Source organism: Burkholderia sp. ABCPW 111 (assembly GCF_000773065.1).
GTDB lineage: Bacteria > Pseudomonadota > Gammaproteobacteria > Burkholderiales > Burkholderiaceae > Burkholderia > Burkholderia savannae.
In genome coordinates this window covers 152514-173226 of record NZ_JPWT01000099.1, presented here as the reverse complement: position 1 = coordinate 173226, position 20713 = coordinate 152514, and the positions used below count along the sequence as shown (strand labels likewise).

The 20713-nt window shown below is 65.4% G+C and carries 16 protein-coding genes; 12 read left to right on the top strand and 4 right to left on the bottom strand.

What is annotated here, in order from left to right:
- Positions 1–102 precede the first annotated feature (102 nt).
- The 9 genes from X946_RS23290 (at position 103) to X946_RS23250 (ending at position 11923) form a co-directional block, all read left to right on the top strand.
- On the top strand, positions 103–636 hold the full coding sequence (locus tag X946_RS23290; protein WP_038752673.1) for a DUF5943 domain-containing protein: 534 nt from the start codon (positions 103–105) through the stop codon (positions 634–636).
- Positions 637–691: 55 nt separating this feature from the next.
- Positions 692–2755, top strand: a complete 2064-nt coding sequence (locus tag X946_RS23285; RefSeq protein WP_038752671.1) for an NADH:flavin oxidoreductase — start codon at positions 692–694, stop codon at positions 2753–2755.
- 2 nt (positions 2756–2757) lie between these two features.
- A complete protein-coding gene (locus X946_RS23280) occupies positions 2758–4683 on the top strand; it encodes a (Fe-S)-binding protein (protein ID WP_038752669.1) in 1926 nt (641 codons plus the stop codon).
- A 4-nt stretch (positions 4684–4687) separates the two neighbouring features.
- The gene (locus X946_RS23275) at positions 4688–5860 is read left to right on the top strand and encodes an electron transfer flavoprotein subunit alpha/FixB family protein (RefSeq protein WP_038752667.1); all 1173 of its coding nucleotides are present in this window, start codon (positions 4688–4690) and stop codon (positions 5858–5860) included.
- Positions 5857–6642 (top strand): drug:proton antiporter, encoded by a 786-nt coding sequence (locus X946_RS23270; RefSeq protein WP_038752665.1) that lies wholly within the window; start codon positions 5857–5859, stop codon positions 6640–6642. The genes X946_RS23275 and X946_RS23270 overlap by 4 nt, the downstream gene beginning before the upstream one ends.
- Positions 6643–6666: 24 nt before the next feature.
- Entirely contained in the window at positions 6667–7935 is a 1269-nt protein-coding gene (locus X946_RS23265) for an aromatic ring-hydroxylating oxygenase subunit alpha (RefSeq protein WP_100185421.1), read from the top strand.
- A gap of 19 nt (positions 7936–7954) precedes the next feature.
- On the top strand, positions 7955–9115 hold the full coding sequence (locus tag X946_RS23260; RefSeq protein ID WP_038752664.1) for a hybrid-cluster NAD(P)-dependent oxidoreductase: 1161 nt from the start codon (positions 7955–7957) through the stop codon (positions 9113–9115).
- 109 nt (positions 9116–9224) lie between these two features.
- Entirely contained in the window at positions 9225–10088 is an 864-nt protein-coding gene (locus X946_RS23255; protein ID WP_038752661.1) for a glycine betaine ABC transporter substrate-binding protein, read from the top strand.
- Between the two features lie 179 nt (positions 10089–10267).
- Positions 10268–11923 carry an APC family permease gene (locus X946_RS23250; protein ID WP_038752658.1) on the top strand — a complete coding sequence of 552 codons (1656 nt, stop codon included), beginning with the start codon at positions 10268–10270 and terminating at the stop codon, positions 11921–11923.
- A 77-nt stretch (positions 11924–12000) separates the two neighbouring features.
- Here X946_RS23250 and purU read toward each other — a convergent pair whose 3' ends face one another.
- Positions 12001–12876 (bottom strand): formyltetrahydrofolate deformylase, encoded by an 876-nt coding sequence (purU, locus tag X946_RS23245; RefSeq protein ID WP_038752655.1) that lies wholly within the window; start codon positions 12874–12876, stop codon positions 12001–12003.
- A gap of 175 nt (positions 12877–13051) precedes the next feature.
- On the opposite strand from purU, the gene X946_RS36915 reads away from it, so the two are divergent.
- Together X946_RS36915 and X946_RS23235 are read left to right on the top strand one after the other, a co-directional pair.
- Positions 13052–13240 (top strand): hypothetical protein, encoded by a 189-nt coding sequence (locus X946_RS36915; protein ID WP_052145149.1) that lies wholly within the window; start codon positions 13052–13054, stop codon positions 13238–13240.
- A gap of 563 nt (positions 13241–13803) precedes the next feature.
- On the top strand, positions 13804–14946 hold the full coding sequence (locus X946_RS23235; protein ID WP_038752713.1) for a porin: 1143 nt from the start codon (positions 13804–13806) through the stop codon (positions 14944–14946).
- Between the two features lie 60 nt (positions 14947–15006).
- On the opposite strand, the gene X946_RS23230 is transcribed toward X946_RS23235, so the two are convergent.
- The 3 genes from X946_RS23230 to X946_RS23220 all read right to left on the bottom strand — a co-directional run bounded on the left by X946_RS23230 (position 15007) and on the right by X946_RS23220 (position 19476).
- Positions 15007–16233 carry a M28 family metallopeptidase gene (locus X946_RS23230; protein ID WP_038752652.1) on the bottom strand — a complete coding sequence of 409 codons (1227 nt, stop codon included), beginning with the start codon at positions 16231–16233 and terminating at the stop codon, positions 15007–15009.
- Between the two features lie 108 nt (positions 16234–16341).
- The gene (locus X946_RS23225; protein WP_038752649.1) at positions 16342–18045 is read right to left on the bottom strand and encodes a M36 family metallopeptidase; all 1704 of its coding nucleotides are present in this window, start codon (positions 18043–18045) and stop codon (positions 16342–16344) included.
- A 486-nt stretch (positions 18046–18531) separates the two neighbouring features.
- Positions 18532–19476: a GlxA family transcriptional regulator gene (locus X946_RS23220; RefSeq protein WP_038752646.1), complete on the bottom strand. Its 945-nt coding sequence runs from the start codon at positions 19474–19476 to the stop codon at positions 18532–18534.
- A 264-nt stretch (positions 19477–19740) separates the two neighbouring features.
- Here X946_RS23220 and X946_RS23215 point away from each other — a divergent pair, with 264 nt between their 5' ends.
- Positions 19741–20691 carry a choline ABC transporter substrate-binding protein gene (locus tag X946_RS23215; RefSeq protein WP_038752644.1) on the top strand — a complete coding sequence of 317 codons (951 nt, stop codon included), beginning with the start codon at positions 19741–19743 and terminating at the stop codon, positions 20689–20691.
- Positions 20692–20713 lie beyond the last annotated feature (22 nt).

Genomic DNA, 20713 nt, shown 5'->3' with positions numbered 1-20713 from the left:
AACCGATTCGATTCAGGACGCGCCCGCGCAACGAGCGACGGCGCGCGGACGATGCCGCGCGTGCGCGAAGACGCCGCGCGTTTCACCCCACGGAGTCACACGATGCAACCGCAACTGCCGATCGACGTCGATCCGAACACCGGCGTCTGGACCACCGACGCGCTGCCGATGCTGTACGTGCCGCGCCATTTCTTCACGAACAACCATACGGCGGTCGAAGAGGCGCTCGGCCGCGACGTCTACGCGGACATCCTCTACCAAGCCGGCTACAAGTCGGCGTACCACTGGTGCGACAAGGAAGCGAAGCAGCACGGAATCGCAGGGATGGCGGTGTTCGAGCATTACCTGAAGCGCTTGTCGCAGCGCGGCTGGGGCCTGTTCTCGATCGTCGAGGCCGAGCCGGAGGCCGCGCGCGCGAAGATCGAGCTGCGCCATTCGTCGTTCGTGCTCGCGCAGCCGGACAAGGTCGGCAAGCTCTGCTACATGTTCGCCGGCTGGTTCGCGGGCGCGATGGACTGGGTCAACGACACGACGCCGGCAGGCAAGCGCGCGCCGCGCGCGCAATCGAAGGAAACGCGATGCGCGGCCGAAGGCCACGACCATTGCGTGTTCGAAGTGTCGCCGCTTTCGCACTGACACGACATCTTCCACGCCAACGTCACGCTCACGAGAACGCAAGAGGTCGCCCGCGATGCGCTATCCCAATCTGTTCAAACCCTTGACGCTGAATCAGCTCACGCTGCGCAACCGGATCGTCAGCACCGCGCATGCGGAGGTGTATGCGGAGCCGGGCGGGTTGCCCGGCGATCGCTACATCCGCTACTACGAGGAAAAGGCGAAGGGCGGCGTCGGCCTCGCCGTGTGCGGCGGGTCGAGCCCCGTGTCGGTCGACAGCCCGCAAGGCTGGTGGAAGTCGGTGAATCTGTCGACCGACAAGATCGTCGATCCGCTCGCGCGGCTCGCCGAAGCGATGCATCGGCACGGCGCGAAGATCATGATCCAGGCGACGCACATGGGCCGCCGCTCCGCATTTCACGGCGAGCACTGGCCGCATCTGATGTCGCCGTCGGGCGTGCGCGAGCCGGTGCATCGCGGCAACGCGAAGATCATCGAGGTCGAGGAAATCCGGCGGATCATCGGCGATTTCGCGGCGGCCGCGAAGCGCGTGAAGGATGCGGGGATGGACGGCATCGAGATCTCGGCCGCGCACCAGCATCTGATCGACCAGTTCTGGAGCCCGCGCACGAACTTTCGCTCCGACGAATGGGGCGGCAGCCTCGAGAACCGGCTGCGCTTCGGCGTCGAGGTGCTGAAGGCCGTGCGCGAGGCAGTCGGCCGCGACTTCTGCGTCGGCCTGCGGATGTGCGGCGACGAATTTCACGAGGACGGCCTCGGTCACGAGCAATTGAAGGAGATCGCGCAGGCGATGTCCGAGACGGGCCTGATCGATTATCTCGGCGTGATCGGCTCCGGCGCGGACACGCACAACACGCTCGCGAACTGCATGCCGCCGATGGCGCTGCCGCCCGAGCCGTTCGTGCATCTCGCGGCGGGCATCAAGTCGGTCGTCAAGATTCCGGTGATGCACGCACAGAGCATTCGCGACGCGGGCCAGGCCGAGCGCCTGCTCGCGAGCGGAATGGTCGATCTCGTCGGCATGACGCGCGCGCAGATCGCCGATCCGCACATGGTCATCAAGATCCGCGACGGCCGCGAGGACGAGATCAAGCAGTGCGTGGGCGCGAACTATTGCATCGACCGCCAGTACAACGGCCTCGACGTGCTGTGCGTGCAGAACGCGGCGACGTCGCGCGAGGCGGCGATGCCGCACGTGATCGAGAAGTCGCGTGGACCGAGGCGCAAGGTCGTCGTGGTCGGCGCGGGGCCCGCAGGGCTCGAAGCGGCGCGCGTCGCGCGTTCGCGCGGCCACGACGTCGTGCTGTTCGAGAAGAACACGGAAGTCGGCGGCCAGATCGTGCTCGCCGCGAAGGCGCCGCAGCGCGAGCAGATGGCGGGCATCGTGCGCTGGTTCGACATGGAGACGAAGCGGCTCGGCGTCGATCGGCGGCTCGGGGTCGAAGCCGACGAGAAAATGATCATGGCCGAGAAGCCGGACATCATCGTGCTCGCCACGGGCGGGCGCAGCTTCACCGATCAGGTGCCGGCGTGGGGCGTCGCTGACGGGCTCGCCGTCAGCTCGTGGGACATCCTGTCGGGCCGCGTCGAGCCGGGCAAGAACGTGCTCGTCTATGACGGCGTCAGCACGCATGCGGGCGCGGGCGTCGCCGATTTCATCGCGAGCCGCGGCGCGAATGTCGAGATCGTCACGCCGGACGTGAAGATCGCCGACGACTGCGGCGGCACGACGTTCCCGATCTTCTATCGCCGCCTGTACGCACAGGGCGTGATCCACACGCCGAACTACTGGCTCGATCGCGTGTACGAAGAGGACGGCAAGAAGATCGCGGTGCTGCGCAACGAATACACGGAGGAGCAGGAAGAGCGCGCGGTCGATCAGGTCGTGATCGAGAACGGCATCGCGCCGAACGACGCGCTGTACTGGAAGCTGAAGCCCGAGTCGGTCAATCGCGGGCAGATCGACGTGCACAAGTTGTTCGCCGCCGAGCCGCAACCGTGCCTTTCCGAGGCGCTCGGCAACGGCCGCTTCCTGCTGTTTCGCGTCGGCGACTGCATCTCGATGCACAACATCCACGGCGCGATCTACGACGCGCTGCGCCTCGTGAAGGATTTCTGACGATGAATCCGGCCATCCTGATCACCGCGCTGTTGTGGCTGTCGCTCGCGGGCCTCGCGTTCGCGGTCGCGAAGCGTTCGTCGTACTGGCGGCTCGGCCGCGCGAGCGCGCCCGGCGCATTCGGGCTCGCGAATCTGCTTGCGATTCCGAAGCGTTACTTCGTCGATCTGCATCACGTGGTCGCGCGCGATCCGTATATCGCGAAGACGCACGTCGCGACGGCGGGCGGCGCGCTCGCCGCGCTCGCGCTCGTGTTCGTCAACTACGGGCTCGCGATCTACTCGCCGTGGCTCGACAAGCTGATCTTTCTGGCGGCGCTTTCGATGCTCGTCGGCGCGGTGTTCGTCTGGCGCCGCCGCCATGCGAAGGACGTGCCCGCGCGTTTGTCGCGCGGCCCGTGGAATACGCTGCCGTGGCTGCTCGGCGCGTTCTCGCTCGGGCTCGTGCTGTTCATGCTCGTGCCGACGGCCGCGATGTCGGGCGCGTTCGCCGTGCTTTGCGCGATGCTGATCGGCGTCGGCGCGTTCGCGATGACGCTCGGCGCGGCGAAGGGCGGGCCGATGAAGCATGCGATCGCGGGTCTCCTGCATCTCGCGTTTCACCCGCGCCAGGAACGCTTTGCGGCGACGCGCGAGCCGTACACCGGCAATGGCGCGGCGACGCCGCCGACCGCATTGAAGCCGTCCGACATCGAACACGACGAGTACGGCGTCGCGAAGCCGGCCGAATTCCACTGGAACCAACTGCTGAGCTTCGATGCGTGCGTGCAGTGCGGCAAGTGCGAGGCCGCGTGCCCCGCGTTCGCGTCGGGTCAGCCGCTCAATCCGAAGAAGCTGATTCAGGATCTCGTCATTGGGATGGCGGGCGGCACCGACGCCGCTTACGCGGGCAGCCCGACGCCCGGCATTCCTGTCGGCCAGCACGGCGGCGGCCCGCAGCGTCCGATCGTGTCGTCGCTGATCGAGGCCGACACGCTGTGGTCGTGCACGACGTGCCGCGCGTGCGTGCAGGAGTGCCCGATGCTGATCGAGCACGTAGACGCGATCGTCGACATGCGGCGCAACCAGACGCTCGTGCACGGCGCCGTGCCCGGCAAGGGCGCGGAAGTGCTCGCGAACCTGCGCGAGACGGGCACGATGGGCGGCTACGACGCGGCCGCGCGCTACGATTGGTCGGTCGATCTGAGCGCGCCCGTCGCGCAGCCGGGGCGCAACGTCGACGTGTTGATCGTGGCCGGCGAGGGTGCGTTCGACATGCGCTATCAGCGCACGCTGCGCGCGCTCGTGAAGGTGCTGAACCACGCGGGCGTCGATTACGCGGTGCTCGGCCGCGCGGAAACCGATACGGGCGACGTCGCGCGCCGGCTCGGCGACGAAGCGACGTTTCAGCAGATGGCGAAGCGCCTGATCGGCACGCTCGGCGCGCTGTCGTTCAAGCAGATCGTGACGGCCGATCCGCACGTGATGCACAGCCTGCGCAACGAGTACCGCGCGCTCGGCAGCCGCTACACGGTCAAGCATCACACGACGTTCGTCGCCGAGCTCGTCGCGGCAGGCAAGATCAAGCCGCAGGCGGCCGAGGCGCTGCGCGAGAAGCGCATCACCTATCACGACCCTTGCTATCTCGGCCGCTACAACGGCGAGACTGAAGCGCCGCGCAAGCTTCTGAAGACGATCGGCATCCAGGTCGTCGAGATGGAGCGTCAAGGCATGCGCGGCCGCTGCTGCGGCGGCGGCGGCGGCGCACCGCTCACCGACATTCCGGGCAAGCAGCGGATTCCCGACATCCGGATCGCCGATGCGCGCGCGGTAAGCGCGGATGTCGTCGCGGTCGGCTGCCCGAACTGCACCGCGATGCTCGAAGGCGTCGTCGGCCCGCGGCCCGACGTGCTCGACGTCGCCGAACTCGTCGCCGCCTCGCTGGAGTGACCCGATGACCACGCTCAAACGAATCGATCCGCGCCGGCCGTTCGTCGTCACCGCGGCCGGACTCAAACGCATCACGCTCGGCGAGACGGGCGGCGCATCCGGCGACGCCGCGCGGTGGACGCCGCACGCGCACGGCGCGACGGCCACGAAGCCGGTGCGCGTCGTGCGGGACGCGAAGCGCGTGTTCCTCGTTGCCGCGCACAGCGAGCGCGGCGCGCTCGACGAGCACGCGCGCCAGACGCTCGCGGCCGCCGCGTTGCTCGCCGATGCGCACACGGAAGTCGCGCTCGTCGTGTTCGGAGAACTGAACGATGACGCCGGCGCGCTCGGCGCCGACACGCTGATCGTGCTGCGCGGCTTCGACCGCCGCGCGTTCGCGCCGGAGCGCGAGCTCGATGCGCTGCGCGCGTGCGCGGCGGCGCTGTCGCCGCAGCACGTGTTCATGCCGGACAACGCGACGGGCGACGGCGATCTCGGCCGACGCTATGCGGCGGCCACGAACGCGAGCGTCGCGACGCACGTCGCCGAAATCGCGGCGGATCACGTCGGCGTGTACGTCAACGCGAAACGCAGCTTCGCGACGCGCACGCTGCTCGACGTCGTGCTGCTCGCGCCGAACGCGGTCGACCCGAAGCTGCCGTTCGTCGGCGCGGCGCTCGAGCGCACGCTCGATGCCGTTTCCGACGCACGTGCTTCGTCCGGCGACCATTACCACGACCTGGGCCTCGAAGAGATCGATGCCGCGCAGGTCGCGCTAGAAGAAGCGGACTTCATCGTGTCGGCGGGCAACGGCGTGACCGACGTCGCCGCGTTCGAGACGCTCGCGGCAACCTTCGGCGCGGCGATCGGCGCGAGCCGCGTCGCGGTCGACAACGGGCATTTCACGCGCGACAAGCAGGTCGGCGCGACCGGCAAGACGGTCGACGCGAGCGTGTACATCGCGTTCGGGATTTCGGGCGCGGTTCAGCACCTGCAGGGGATCAAGGATTGCCGTCACGTGATCGCGGTGAATCTCGACGGCAGCGCGCCGATCGTCAAGCGCGCGAACCTGACGATCGTCGGCGATGCGCAGGCGACGATCGCCGCGCTGATCGACGCGGTGAGCGCGGCTCGCGCCACGCATGGGCGATCGAGCGCCGCATCGAGGGAAAGCGAATACATGGGAGCCGCTGCATGAACGCGAATCGCAAGCTGGCAAGCATCGCGGTGCTGGTGTCGGTAGGGCGCCATCCGGTGTCGGGCGCGCCGCGTTACAGCCGCAACGATGCGGCCGCGCTCGAGATCGGCCGCGCGTTGGCGGCCGAACATCGTGCGCGGCTCGATGTTATCCACGCGGGCGATCCGCGCTGCCCGGCGCTGGCCGACTATCTCGCGCTCGGCGCGGCGCGCGTCGAGGTGCTCGAATGCGCGGACGGCGACGACGCTGCCGCCGCGCTCGCCGAGCGCGTGCGCGGCCACGATCTCGTGTTGACCGGCACGCGAGCCGAAGGCGCATACGACACGGGCATGCTGCCGTACCGCATCGCCGCGGCGCTCGGCTGGCGGTTCGCGGGTGCGGCGGTCGACGTGAGCATCGACGCGGGACGCGCGACGCTGAGGCAATTCTTGCCGAAAGGCGTTCGTAGGCGTGTCGACGCGGCGCTGCCTGCCGTCGTCGCCGTGCATCCGCTCGCGAATGCGCAGCCGCGCTACGCGTATGCGCGGCTGCGCGCGGGCGAGGTGCGCGCGACGCGCGCCGCGGTGCGCCCGTCGGCCGACGCCGCGCGATGGACGACGCGTCCGGCCGAGCGCAAGCCGGTGAAGCTCGCGGCGGCCGACAAGCGCTCCGGCCACGCGCGGATGCTGTCCGCTACGACGACTGAAAGCCGCGGCGGAAACGTCGTAATTGAAGGGAGTTCGGTCGAAAAAGCACAAGTGATCCTTGCGTATTTGCGCGAGCATCAGCTCATCGACTACTGAACGAGGCCTGTCGGCAACAACACCATGGATGCAAGGAATCCGGAGCAAACGATGAAAGTATCGACAGACATCCGCGCGCTGGTGGCCCGGCGAAAGGCGGGCTACAGCCTCGAAGCCCCGTTCTATCTGAGCGACCAGATCTTCGCGCTCGACATGGACGCGATCTTTCGGCGGCATTGGATTCAGGTGGGTGTCGAGCCGGACGTGCCCGAGCCCGGCGATTACGTGACGGTTCAGCTCGGCGCGGATTCGATTCTGATCGTGCGCGACGACGACATGGAGATCCGCGCGTTCCATAACGTGTGCCGCCATCGCGGCGCACGACTGTGCAACGAAGAAAAAGGCTCCGTCGGCAACATCGTGTGCCCGTATCACAGCTGGACGTACAACCTGACCGGCCAGTTGATGTTCGCCGAGCATATGGGCGAGAAGTTCGATCGCTGCAAGCATAGTCTGAAGCCCGTTCATCTGCAGAATCTCGCGGGGCTCCTGTTCGTGTGCCTGGCCGACGAGCCGCCTGCCGATTTCGCGACGATGCGCGCGGCGATGGAGCCGTATCTGCTGCCGCATGATCTGCCGAACACGAAGATCGCCGCGCAGGTCGACATCATCGAGAAAGGCAACTGGAAGCTGACGATGGAGAACAATCGCGAGTGCTATCACTGCGTCGCGAACCATCCGGAGCTGACCATTTCGTTGTACGAATACGGCTTCGGCTATCAGCCGTCGCCCGCGAATGCCGAAGGGATGGCCGCGTTCGAGCGCACCTGCGTCGAGCGCGCCGCGCAGTGGGAAGCACTGAGCCTGCCGTCCGTCGAGGTCGAGCGCCTGACCGACGTGACGGGCTTTCGCACGCAGCGGCTGCCGCTCGACCGCAGCGGCGAATCGCAGACGCTCGACGCGAAGGTCGCGTCGAAGAAGCTGCTCGGCGAATTCCGCCGCGCCGATCTCGGCGGGCTGTCGTTCTGGACGCAGCCGAATTCGTGGCACCACTTCATGAGCGACCACATCGTCACGTTCTCGGTGATCCCGCTGTCGGCCGGCGAGACGCTCGTGCGGACGAAATGGCTCGTTCACAAGGACGCGAAGGAAGGCATCGATTACGACGTGAAGAACCTGACGGCCGTCTGGAACGCGACGAACGACCAGGATCGCGCACTCGTCGAGTTCTCGCAACGCGGCGCGGCGAGTTCCGCGTACGAGCCGGGCCCATATTCTCCGTACACCGAAGGACTCGTCGAGAAGTTCTGCGAGTGGTACATCGACCGCCTCGCCGCGCATTTCGGCGCATAGCACGACGACGGAGCGCAACATGATGCGAGATGCCGCGAATTTCGAACCGGCCGACAGCCGCGTGACGCGCCCCGCGTTCTGGCAGGCGCTGCCGGAGCGCTGGACGAGCGACGTCGAGGAGACGCTCGTCTGCTGCCACGTGCGGCAGGAAACGCACGACGTGAAGAGCTTCTTCTTCCGTTCGCCGCAGGGGCGCGCGTTCTCGTTCGAGCCTGGTCAGTTCGTCACGCTCGAGCTCGACATCGACGGCGAGACGATCAACCGCTGTTACACGATCTCGTCGTCGCCCGCGCGGCCGCATACGATCTCGATCACGGTCAAGCGCGTGCCGGGCGGCAAGGTGTCGAACTGGCTGCACGACAACCTGCAGCCGGGCGCGCCGCTGCGCGTGCTCGGCCCGGCGGGCGAGTTCACGTGCGCACGGCATCCGGCGCGCAAGTATTTGTTCCTGTCAGCGGGCTCGGGCGTCACGCCGTTGATGTCGATGAGCCGCGCGCACCACGATCTCGCGGAGGATCGCGACATCGTGTTCGTCCACAGCGCGCGCACGCCGGACGACATCATCTTCGCGCGCGAGCTCGACCTGATCGCGTCGACGCATGCGAACTTTCGCGCCGCGTTCGTCTGCGAGCGGCTCGGCGCGCGCACGAACTGGCACGGCGTGACGGGCTTTCTGTCGCTGCCGCTTCTCAAGCTGATCACACCGGATTTCTTCGAGCGCGAGGTCTTCACGTGCGGGCCCGCGCCGTACATGAAGGCGGTGCGCGAGATGCTCGACGAAGCCGGGTTCGATCTCAGCCGCTATCACGAAGAGAGCTTCTCGTTCGAGACGCTCGCCGAAAACGGCGCGCGCACCCTCGACGGAGAAGCCGCATCGGCCGATACGTCGAGCGACGCTTCGGGCGATGCGCAGGCGCGGCAATTCACGGTCGCGTTCGCAAAGAGCAATCGCGAGATCGCATGCGGCTCGGACCAGCACGTGCTCGACGCGGCACGGCGCGCGGGCGTGCGTCTGCCCGCGTCGTGCACGCAGGGCATGTGCGGCACCTGCAAGGTGAAGCTCGTGTCCGGCCAGGTCGACATGAAGCACAACGGCGGCATTCGTCAGCGCGAGATCGATCAGGGCATGGTGCTGCTGTGTTGCAGCAAGCCGCTGTCGGATCTCGTCGTCGACAAGTGAGCGCGTCGCGGGCGCGCAAGAACGTGTCGTAAAAGAACGATACCGGGCAATTATGATTGAAGAACCTAGAGAGGCCCTTCGCTTTCCGACAACCTCAAGGAGATCGATCATGAAATTCCTCGCGAAACTAATGGGTTGCGGCGTGCTGTCGATGATGCTCGCCGCCGTCGCGCCTGTGCAGGCCGATACGAAGCCGACGTTGAAGATCGGCTATGTCGAAGGCTGGGACGACAGCGTCGCGACGTCGAACGTCGCCGCGCGCATCATCGAGATGAAGCTCGGTTATCCGGTGCAGCTCGTGCCGGTCGCGGCGGGCGTGATGTGGCAGGGCGTCGCGCGCGGCGATCTCGACGCGACGCTCTCCGCGTGGCTACCCGTCACGCAGGGTGCGTACTGGGATCAGTTCAAGACGAAGGTCGTCAATCTCGGCACTAATTTCCCCGACGCGAAAATCGGCCTCATCGTGCCGAGCTACGTGAAAGCGAAGTCGATTGACGATTTGAACGCGGAGAAGGGCGAGTTTTCCGGCCGCATCGTCGGCATCGACGCGGGCGCAGGCGTGATGCGCAAGACCGACGACACGATCAAGGCATATGGTCTGAACTATTCGCTGATGCCGAGCTCGGGCAGCGCGATGACGGCGGAACTCGCACGCTCGATCCATGCGAACAAGGCGGTGGTCGTGACGGGCTGGGCGCCGCACTGGATGTTCGCGAAATGGAAGCTGCGTTTCCTCGACGACCCGAAGAAGGTCTACGGCGAAGCGGAACACGTCGATAGCGTCGTGAATCCCGCGCTCGAAACGAAGGCGAAGCCCGTTGTCGCGTTCCTGAAGAAGTTCCAGTGGAAGCCGGGCGAGATCGACGGCGTGATGCTCGCGATCCAGAACGGATCGAAGCCCGCGGCGGCGGCCGACGCATGGATCGCCGCGCATGGCGATCGCGTCGGCGAATGGACCGCTTCCGCGCAGTGACGTTCGTGCGCTCAGGCCCGTGCGGTCGGGCTTGAGCGGTTGGGAGAAAATTCGAAGGTATCCGAACTAATTCGCAAAAATAGCGGGTTTCCCCGCAGGATTTTTGACATTTTTCGACTCGCACAACGAAGTGTTGTTAAAATGTACCCTTGTGCGGAGTCTTCACGGGAGGATTTTGGATGAGTCAAGCAGGACTGCGCGCGCGCAGCACCAGCGAGATTGAGGCAACCATCTCACATGAAGAAAGAGGCCGCACGCTGCATCGTGGCCTCAGTTGGAAGGACGCATTTTGGGTAACGAGCGGCGTGCCGGCAGGCGTGCTGTTCACGATCGGCGGCGTGTGCGCGACGATCGGCCAGCCCGCGTGGGCGGTGTGGATCGCCGCGATCACGATGGGTTTGATTCAAAGCGCGACTTATGCGGAAATTTCCGGGCTATTTCCCCATAAATCGGGCGGCGCATCGGTGTACGGTGCGATCGGCTGGGTGCGATACGGCAAGTTGATCGCGCCCGTTTCCGTGTGGTGCAACTGGCTCGCGTGGTCGCCGATGCTCGCGCTCGGCTGCGGCCTCGCGGCAAGCTATGCGCTCACCAGCCTGTTCCCGGCGGACGCAGCGATCCTGCACTGGCAATGGACGCTCGCCGATCTCGGTTTCATCAAACCCGGCCTGACCCTGCGGGTCAACGCCATCTTCGTGATCGCGACGATCCTGTTGCTGATCACGTTCAAGTTGCAGCACAGCGGCGCATCGAAAGCCGCACGCACGCAGCGCATTCTCGGCATCGCGTCGTTGACGCCGCTTCTCATCGTCGGCATCGTGCCGTTCGTCACGGGCGACGTGCCGATGTCGAATCTCCTGCCGCTGTTGCCGCTCGGCCACGACGCGCAGGGCAATCTCACCGCCGCCACGTTCGGCAGTTGGAACGGGCAGGGCGTCGTGATGGCGCTCGGCGCGATGTTCATGGCCGGCTGGGCGTCGTACGGCTTCGAAACGGCCGTCTGCTACACGCGCGAATTCCGCGATCCGCGTCGCGATACCGCGAAGGCGATCTTCTGGTCGGGCGCGCTGTGCCTGATCGTGATGACGCTCGTGCCGATGGCGTTCCAGGGCGCGCTCGGCACCGCAGCGATGCTCGATCCGCGCATCGGTGACGGCACGGGCGTCGCGGCAGCGATGGCGCGCATCGTCGGCGGCGGCGCGTGGATCGCGAACGCGATCGTCGTGATGTTGATGCTGTCGATCCTTCTGATCGTGATGACGTCGATGATGGGCTCGTCACGAACGCTCTACCAGGCGTCGGTCGACGGCTGGCTGCCGAAGTACCTGTCGCACGTGAACGAGCACGGCGCGCCGACGCGCGCGATGTGGACCGATCTCGGCTTCAACCTCGTGCTGCTGCTGATGTCGGACTACATGACGGTGCTGTCGATCTCGAACGTCTGCTACATGTTGTTCGTCTTCCTGAATTTGCAGTCGGGCTGGATTCACCGGATGGATCGCGGCGGATGGGAGCGGCCGTTCCGTTGTCCGACGTGGCTGCTCGTGCTCGGCTCGATCTGCGGCTACGCGAATCTTGTCTACGTCGGCGCGGGCGCCGACCTGCAAGGCGCGGGTACGTTGCGCAACGGCTTGATCGCGATGCTGCTGATCGTGCCGGTATTCGTCTATCGGCACTACTGGCAGGATCGCGGTCGTTTCCCCACGCAGATGCAGCGTGACATGGAACTCGTCGTGCCGGCGCGCCGCACGTGGCTGAATGCGGCGCCATACGCGGCGCTCGCGGCTGCCGTGCTGACGATCGGGATGTCTTATTACTTCGCTTGGGTTCGATAGCCGGCGTGCGCCGGCGGGGATGCCCGGATGCATTGGCGCATCCGGGCCGTCGCGAATCGGCGAACGTGCCGTGCGCGCTACTGGAACACCACGGTCCGGTCGCCGTTCAGGAACACGCGGCGCTCGATGAATGCCTTCACCGCACGCGCAAGCGTGATGCATTCGACGTCTCGTCCCACCGCAAGCAGTTGCTCCGGCCGGTACGAGTGATCGACGCGCTCGACCACTTGTTCGATGATCGGCCCCTCGTCGAGATCGTCGGTGACGAAGTGCGCGGTCGCGCCGATCAGCTTCACGCCGCGTGCATGCGCCTGGTGGTACGGTTTCGCCCCCTTGAATCCGGGCAGGAACGAATGGTGGATGTTGATCGCGCGGTTCGCGAGCGTCGCGCTCGTTTCGGGCGATAGCACCTGCATGTAGCGCGCGAGAATCACGAGCTCGGCGCCGCTCGTCTCGAACACGTCGAGCCATTGCGCTTCCTGTTGCGCCTTCGTGTCGGCCGTGATCGGGAAATGCCGGAACGGCAGCCCGTGCTGCGCGGCAAGCGGTTCGAGATCCGAATGGTTCGACACGATCCCGACGATGTCCATCTTCAGCTCCCCCATTTTCCAGCGGAACAGCAGGTCGGCGAGGCAATGCTCGAGCTTCGACACCATGATCAGCACCTTCGGCCGCGCGGCAACATCGTGGATCGCCCATTGCATGCGAAAGCGCGCCGCGATCGGCTCGAACTCGCGTCGCAGCGCGTCGATGCGCAGTGAATCGACGTCGCCCGTCGCATGGAACACGCAGCGCACGAAGAAGCGCTCGCTGAGATCGTCGTCGAAGACGGTCAGCTCGTCGACGTAGCAACGATGCCGGTCGAGCAGCCCGACGACGGCGGCGACCTGGCCCGCCGCGCTCGGGCACGACAGCGTCAGCACGAACTGAAGGGGACGTTGTGGAACGGACATGTGTTTCCTCTGACTCGATGGCGTCTCGTGCCCGGCGCGAGTGCCGGGCTTCCGAGGCGACGCACAAGTTAATCAAGCCGGATCGAATGCGGATAGAACCGAATCGCCGCGCCGCTGGAATCGGCGCGCCAATGCGTGGGGCGTCACGCGCACGCGTCGGGCAACCGGCGGCGAAATGGCAGCGAAACAGCATCGAAGCAGCATCGAAACAGCGGCACGGCGCGCGCCTGCGGGCAAACGGGCGATTGCGGACGAGGCGCTCGAGCCGGCGAACGGGCAACTCGTCGAACCGAGCGAGAAGGGGATGCTGACGCAGGTCGAATGCGCGGTGCGAGGCCGCCAACGGATCGAATTCCTCGGCTGAGAGCCGCATCTGATGAATACGGCATCCCATCTCGTTCACCTGTCGGGCGGGGACGCGCATTTTGGCCCGACCTCCAGAGGCGCAATCGGCGACACCGCCGCACGCGCGGATTTCTCGAACCAGTGAGCGAATCTCTCGCGCGCCTGTTCCGGCGGATGACGTTCACAGTCAATCTGGAGAACGGAATAATCGCCGCGATGCTGCAGGATAGACGTTCCGCTGTGGGCGCCGCGCAACGCGCGTCGCGCACGCATTCGCCGCTTGTCGACGAATCGCTCGGCGGCGTGACCACCGCGAACGGCGCGCTGCGCTTGCCTGCAGCGCGAGCCGCGCTGACGGCCGACGTCGGCTTCGGCCCGGTTCGTCGCATCGTGACCATTCGACGTCGCCTGGAGACGGGTAGGGCGAAAAATGGGTTTGTATTTTTCGCCAACGGCATCCGATTGTGTGCGAGATGCGCAACGGCCGTCGGAGTGGTGCGTCGTTTCAGCAATAGTCGCGGATTCGCGTGGTCAAGGCGGGAATCTTTTTTCTTATCGAATGGGCAGGGTGGGGTGCCGACAATGAAGAAATCGAATGTTGCCGTGATGAGCGCGATCGCGCTCGCAATCGGAATCGCGCCGGGCGCAAGCCGCGCGCAGAGCAGCGTCACGCTGTACGGGATTCTCGATGCCGGTGTCACGTACGTCAACAACACGGGTGGCTCGCACGTCTTCAAGTTCGACGACGGCGTGTCGTATGGCAACCGGATCGGCTTCAAGGGCACCGAAGATCTCGGCGGCGGCTTGAAGGCGGTCTTCGTGCTCGAGAGCGGCTTTCGTCTGGGTAACGGCCAGCTTGGCTTCGGCGGCGCGGAATTCGGCCGGCAGGCTTACGTCGGATTGCAGAACAATTGGGGAACCTTGTCGTTCGGCAATCAGCTCGACATGACGGAGGAGATGGTCTATCTGAACAACATCTCTGCGTGGGCGAGCGGCTACGCGATCCACCAGGGCGACTTCGACCGCTTCAACGGCGACCGTCTGCCGAACTCCGTCAAGTTCCTGTCGAATGACTTCAGCGGCTTCAAGTTCGGCGCGATGTATTCGTTCGGCAACGTCGCGGGCGATTTCCATCGCAACAGCGCGTGGAGCGCGGGCGCGAATTACACGCAAGGCAATCTGTCGGTGGGCGCGGCTTACACGCATCTGAACAATCCGTCCGGCATCTATGCGTTCGATCCGTACGCGATGATCGGCACGAGGACGTTCCTCGGCCAGCCGACCGTCAGCGTCGATCCGGCGACGGGCAAGGTCACCGACCTGTTCGCGAATACGCCGATGAACGTCGACAGCCAGGGGACGCTCGGCGTCGGCGCGAGCTACACGCTCGACAAGCTGACGCTGTCCGGCAATTTCACGTATACGACGATCAAGGGCTTCGGCAACACGTCGCACATGCAGGTCTACGAAGGCGGCGGCCTGTACCAGTTCACGCCGGCGCTCAGCTTCGTCGCCGGCTACCAGCACACGCGCTTCGAAGGCCATCATTGGAATCAGGGATCGGCCGGCGTTCACTATCTGCTGTCCAAGCGCACGGACGTCTACCTCTCCGGCGACTACCTGCGCGCGTCCAACGGCGTCGATGCCGTGATCGGCTACAGCTTCACGCCGTCCAGCACGCAGACGCAAGCCGACATTCGCATCGGGATGCGTCACTCGTTCTGACCCGCGGCGACGCGCTCCGGCTCGGGAGCGGCGTGCGATGCGCGCCGCTCCCGTCGCGGCTTACCGCTTGGCGGACGGCGTCAGTCCGCCGCCCAGCTCGGCCGCATACGCGAGCGCGAGCTTGCCGAACTTCAGTGCGTGATTGCCCTGTGAGTCCGACCGGTCGAGCGTGTCGTACGCGGAGTGGATGTACGGATTGTCGTTCTGGTCCGCTTCGAACGGGAACGATGCCGGATAGCCTTGCGCGTTCCACGATGCGTGATCGGAACACGCGTACCCGCATTGCGAAGTGCCCACCGTCAGCTCGGGCAGATAGGTTTTCGCCAGGTTCGCGAGATACGTGTTTTGCGCCGAGTTCGTGTAGTCGGTAATCAGGTAGATATCCTTCGGATCTCCCTTGTAGTTCGTCATGTCCAGCTGGAACGCACCGACCACGTTCACGTTCTGCGCCCTGAACTGCTTCGCGATCGCCTGCGAACCGAGCAGGCCTGCTTCTTCCGCAGCATAGCCGATGAACTTCAGCGTGCGCGTGGGCTGATAGCGGTTGGTGAGCAGCACGCGCAGCGCTTCGGTAAGGCTCGCGATGCCGGACGCGTCGTCGTCGGCGCCCGGCGCGCGCGTGTTTTCGCTCGTGCGGCCGACCGTCGAATCGAGATGGCCGCCGATCACGACGACGCCCGCGCCCGGATCGCTTCCCTTGATCGTCAGGATCACGGATTTTTGCGGCCAGCTGGTGTGCGTGAACTGCTCGACGGTCACGTCGGCGCGCGAGCCGGCGAGCTGCTTCCACTGCTGCGCGAGCCAGTCTGATGCGGCGACGCCGTGCGACGTCGTGTAGTAACGGTTCGTGAAGCCGGACAGCGACACGATCGTGCTGACGATGTTGCTCGCCTGCAGTTGCGAGATCCAGTTGCGGACCTGCTGGGAGTTGGTGATCGGGTAGTCGATCGCGGCCGCCTGCTTGGCGACACTCGGTTGCAGCGACGTGCGCGCTTCGTCGAATGTGGCGTGGACGAAGAAGCCGGGGCCGTGGCCGCGCGTGCGGCGTATCGCCTGAGACAGCGATTCGAGCTGCGAATCGTCGATTTGCGCGACGTGGACCGTCTCGGTGCGTGCGGCGTTGCCCGTCGCGACGGCCGTGCTGTAGCGGCTCGTCGCGGCGGGATCGATCAGGCGCAGTTCGCGGAACGCGGGATCGGCGAGCGTGATCCACACCGGCGCGGCGTGGGCGGCCGACACGTAGAGGGCGCCGCATACCGCGGCGGCGACGTGCTGGAGCTTGGACATGTTCGATCTCCTCAGGTTGAGGGAGATACGGTCGTGGGGAAGGGCGCGCGGCAGATCGCGCCGCGCGCTCCGCGTACGTTGTCGCTTAGGTCTTTTTCTCGATGCGGGTTACAGCTTTTGCGGCACGGTCACGCCGTAGGTGCAGCTCTTGTTGTACGCGTTGCCGATCGCATCGAGCTGCGCGCTGCTGTAGCCGAGAGCCGCCGCCGCGGTCAGCACGGCCTGAGCCGCGGCCTTCTGGTTCGTCGAGCTGTTCGTCATCGACAGCCCCTTCAGGAATGCCTTGTCCATCGCCGTGCCGCCGATCGCGTCGCGCGCGACTATGTTGCACGACGCCCAGTACTGGCCGGCCGTGTGGATCTCGGAATTGCGGACCTGCGCGTACGTGCGGCCGACGTTGTAGTTCGTGACGCGGCCGGGCCAGAACTCGTTGTGGCCGTCCCAGTTGTAGACCCAGTTATATTGCGCGTCGGACGGGCTCCATTGATTGAAATCGCGGCTGTACGCAGCCGCGAGGTAATCGCCCGTGCCTTCGGACAGGCCCTCGACCTGAGACAACCCGCCGTTCGTGATCCAGTCGTGGATACCGTGGCCGAGCTCGTGAATCACGACGTCTGCGTCCTCGGCGTCGTCGACGCCGCCCTGGCCGAACGACAACCGGCCCGAGCCAGACGAATACGACGAATTGTCGGCGCCGGATTCGCCGTGCGGATCGTACTGGACGCCGCCGGAATACTGATAGGGCAACGCTTTGATGCCGAGCGTGAGGTTCACGTAGCGCAGGAAGGTGTCGATGTGGTAGTACGCGTTCACCGCTTCGAAGTACAGGTTCGAGCGCGTGAAGTCGAAGGTCGGCGACGACTGCACCGGGCACGCGTTGTCGAACGGCGAATCGAAGTCGATGCACGACGCGTACGGCCCCGTCAGCTTGTATCCGCCGCTTGTCTGCGCGAGATCCTTGAGCGTCACGCGCACGCGCGCGGCGTTCAATTGCGGTGAGTCGGCGTCGTTGTTGTCCTTGTAGCCGGTGCTGCCGTAGCTGCTTTTGGTCGACGACAGCGGGTCCGGCAGGAACACGAGCCCGGTTCCGTCCGTTGCATAGGATGCCTTGTCTTCGGCGCGCAGCACTTCACCGCTGTTCGCGTCGATGATCAGTTCCCAATCGCCGCGCAGGCTGTCCTGCGGCTTGCCGCGAACCTTCCACGCGGTATGGGTGCCCGCGCCGTCGACGAAAGCGACGAGTTGCGACTGCACGCTCGCGAAGCCGCCGACGCCGAGGTATGCGCGCGCACGATCGAGCGCCTGCTGCTCGTCGACCGCCTGCGTCTTGCTCGACACGGCGGCGACGCCGTTCACCGCGTTGCTCGCGACGTACAGCACGCGGCCGTCGGACGCGACCGTGACGGCGATGTCGCTATCGTAGACAGGCAGGCCCGCGGCGCGCTGCTGGAAGCGGACGACGGTGAAATCGGCGTCGGCGCGTTCGGACGCGACGACGAGATTCGAGAGCGCCGTCTTGTCGAGGCCGAGCTGCGTGGCGCGCGCGGCGACGAACTCGCGCGCCATCGTCGCCGCGTCGGATTTCTTCGCGTGGAACGACGGGCTTGCGAGCGTGACGGCGACGGCGCCCGGGCGGAACTGCCCGGTTTTGCCGGCCTTCTCCACGGGCGGCACGACGCCGCGCGTGAGGCTCGCGCGGCGGCTTTCTTCTTGCGGATTCGGGGCCTTCGAATCGGCCCACGCAGGCAGCGCGGCGCCGAGGCCGATGGCAAGGCTCAGTGCGAACGGCAACGCTTTGACGGATGTTTGCATAGATTGTCCTCGTCTTCAAAGGTTTGGATAACAAACGAAACCACGGGAACCGCAGGGACGACCTGGCCCGTGCGCCGGCCTCGACGGGCCGGTGCAGGCGGGCGAAACAACAACGAAAGCGGCGCGACGCCGAGAGGAATCAGCGCGCGCGAAGCGTGCGGGGTGGAGGGACGGGGAACCGCCAGAGAACGGCGGGCGGAGCAAACGGCAAGCGCTGCGATGGCTGTATGAGCATCGTCATTACAAACCCCTCGGAATAAATATTTGGAATGCTGCTTTTCTATTCGGCAAATGACCAGCCGTACTGGAATTTCACGTCGTTAGTCTGCCTATCTATTTTTAGAACATGTTACAGAATATTTTCAATGATATTTCGAATTATTTTCGAGGGGCGGTTCGATAAGCGAAAACGGTCTGGCGGCGCGTGATTTTGCACCGCCGCAATCGCGGCTGCGGCAACGCGTCCGGCTCAGCGCAGCACGCGGTTCAGCGCAGCGTATTGCGGTCGCTTCTCGGGCTCGCGCCGAATTGCGCGCGATAAGTGCGGGAAAAATGCGAAGGCGATTCGAAGCCGCATGCCGCGCATACGGCGGCGACCGTCATATCGGTCTGCTGAAGAAGTTCGCGCGCGCGATCGAGCCGCAGGCGCAAATAGAAACGCGTCGGCGTATCGCCGAGGATCGTGCTGAACAGCCGCTCGAGCTGGCGGCGCGTGACGCCGACTGCCTGCGCGAGCGTGTCGGACGGCAGCGGGCTTTCCATGTGATGCTCCATCGTTCCGATCACCTGGATCAGCTTGCGGTTGTGCACCCCGTAGCGCGCGGCGATCTCGAGCCGCTGGCGATCGGAGCGCTGGCGGATTCGGCTCAGCACGAACTGCTCGGAGATCGTCGCGGCGAGATCGGCGCCGTGCCGGCGGCCGATCAGGTCGAGCATCATGTCGATCGACGCGGTGCCGCCCGCGCAGGTGATGCGCCGCTCGTCGATCTCGAACAACTCCTGCGTCGTTTTCAGGCGCGGATAGCGCTCCTGGAACGCGGCGAGCGCTTCCCAGTGCAGCGTCAGCGCATGCGACGCGTCGAAGATTCCCGCTTCCGCGAGCACGAAGCTGCCGGTGTCGATGCCGCCCGTCGTCGCGCCGCGCCGATACTCGCGCTTGAGCCAGTCGCCGAGCGTGCGTGTGTAGCACGCGAGCGGGTCGAAGCCCGCGATCACGAAGATCGTGTGCGCATGCTCGATCTGTGCGAACGCGGCGTCCGCGTTCAGCGAGATGCCGTTGCTCGCGACGACGGGCGCGCCGTCTGCGCTCACGATGCACCAGCGATAGAGATTCGGCCTGAAGCGGTTCGCGACGCGCAGCGGCTCGACGGCGGACATGAAGCCTAGCGCGGAGAAACCGGGCATCAGCAGGAAATGGAACTCTTCTGGCATCGCGCGTGTGCTTCGGAAGCAATGGGCCGAGCGTAGCAAGCAGGACGCAGGCAGGCAAGGCGCGTCGCGCGATACATGCCGATCAATCGCCGCCATGCCTGACGATTCGTCGATCTAATGGTTTTTACGCATAGTCGCAAACAGGCAAGAAAAGGTCGCCGTCGGTCGCCTTGCCGCGAATATGGCCCGTTAACTTTGAGCCCACGGTGCAGGCCTGTCGTCCCCTTGAATTGCCTGCGGAATCCGTCGAACAGGGAGGCCACCATGAAGTCCACCACGACACTCGTACTCGGCGCCGCGCTCGCCATCGCATGCGCGCTGCCGCTGCCGTCCTTCGCGCAGGATTCGGCCGCATGCCGCAACGTGCGTTTCGCGGACATCGGCTGGACCGACATCACGTCGACGACGGCACTCGCGTCGCTGCTGTTCGACGGTCTCGGCTACAAGCCGACGACGACGATCTCGTCCGTGCCGATATCGTTCGCAGGCCTCAAGAACAAGCAGCTCGACGTGTCGCTCGGCTACTGGTGGCCGGTGCAGCAGCATCAACTGCAGCCGTTCCTCGATTCGAAGTCGATCGCCGTTGTCGAGCCGCCGAATCTGTCGGGCGCGAAGGCGACGCTCGCGGTGCCGGCCTACGTGTATCAAGCCGGGCTGAAATCGTTCGACGACATCGCGAAGCACCGCGCCGAGCTGGACGGCAAGATCTACGGGATCGAGCCCGGCAGCAGCGCGAACGCGACGATCCAGAAGATGATCGACACGAACCAGTACGGGCTCGGCGGCTTCAAGCTCGTCGAGTCGAGCGAGGCGGGGATGCTCGTCACGGTCGAACGCGCGATCCGCGACAAGAAGTGGGTCGTGTTCCTCGGCTGGGAGCCGCATCCGATGAACATTCAGATCAGCATGAACTATCTGTCGGGCGGCGACGCGGCGTTCGGTCCGAACTACGGCGAAGCGCGCGTGTATACGCTGACGGCGCCCGACTACATGACGCGTTGCCCGAACGCGGGCAAGCTCGTCGGCAATTTGCGCTTCACGACGCAAATGGAGAACCAGTTGATGCAGGCGGTGATGAACAAGGTGAAGCCGGCGGAAGCCGCGAAGGCGTACCTCAAGAAGAACCCGCAGGCGCTCGACGCTTGGCTTGCCGGCGTGAAGACCTACGACGGCAGGGATGGTCTTGCCGCGGTGAAGGCTTATCTGGGGCTCTGAGCCTAAGGTTCGCCGCCCATGA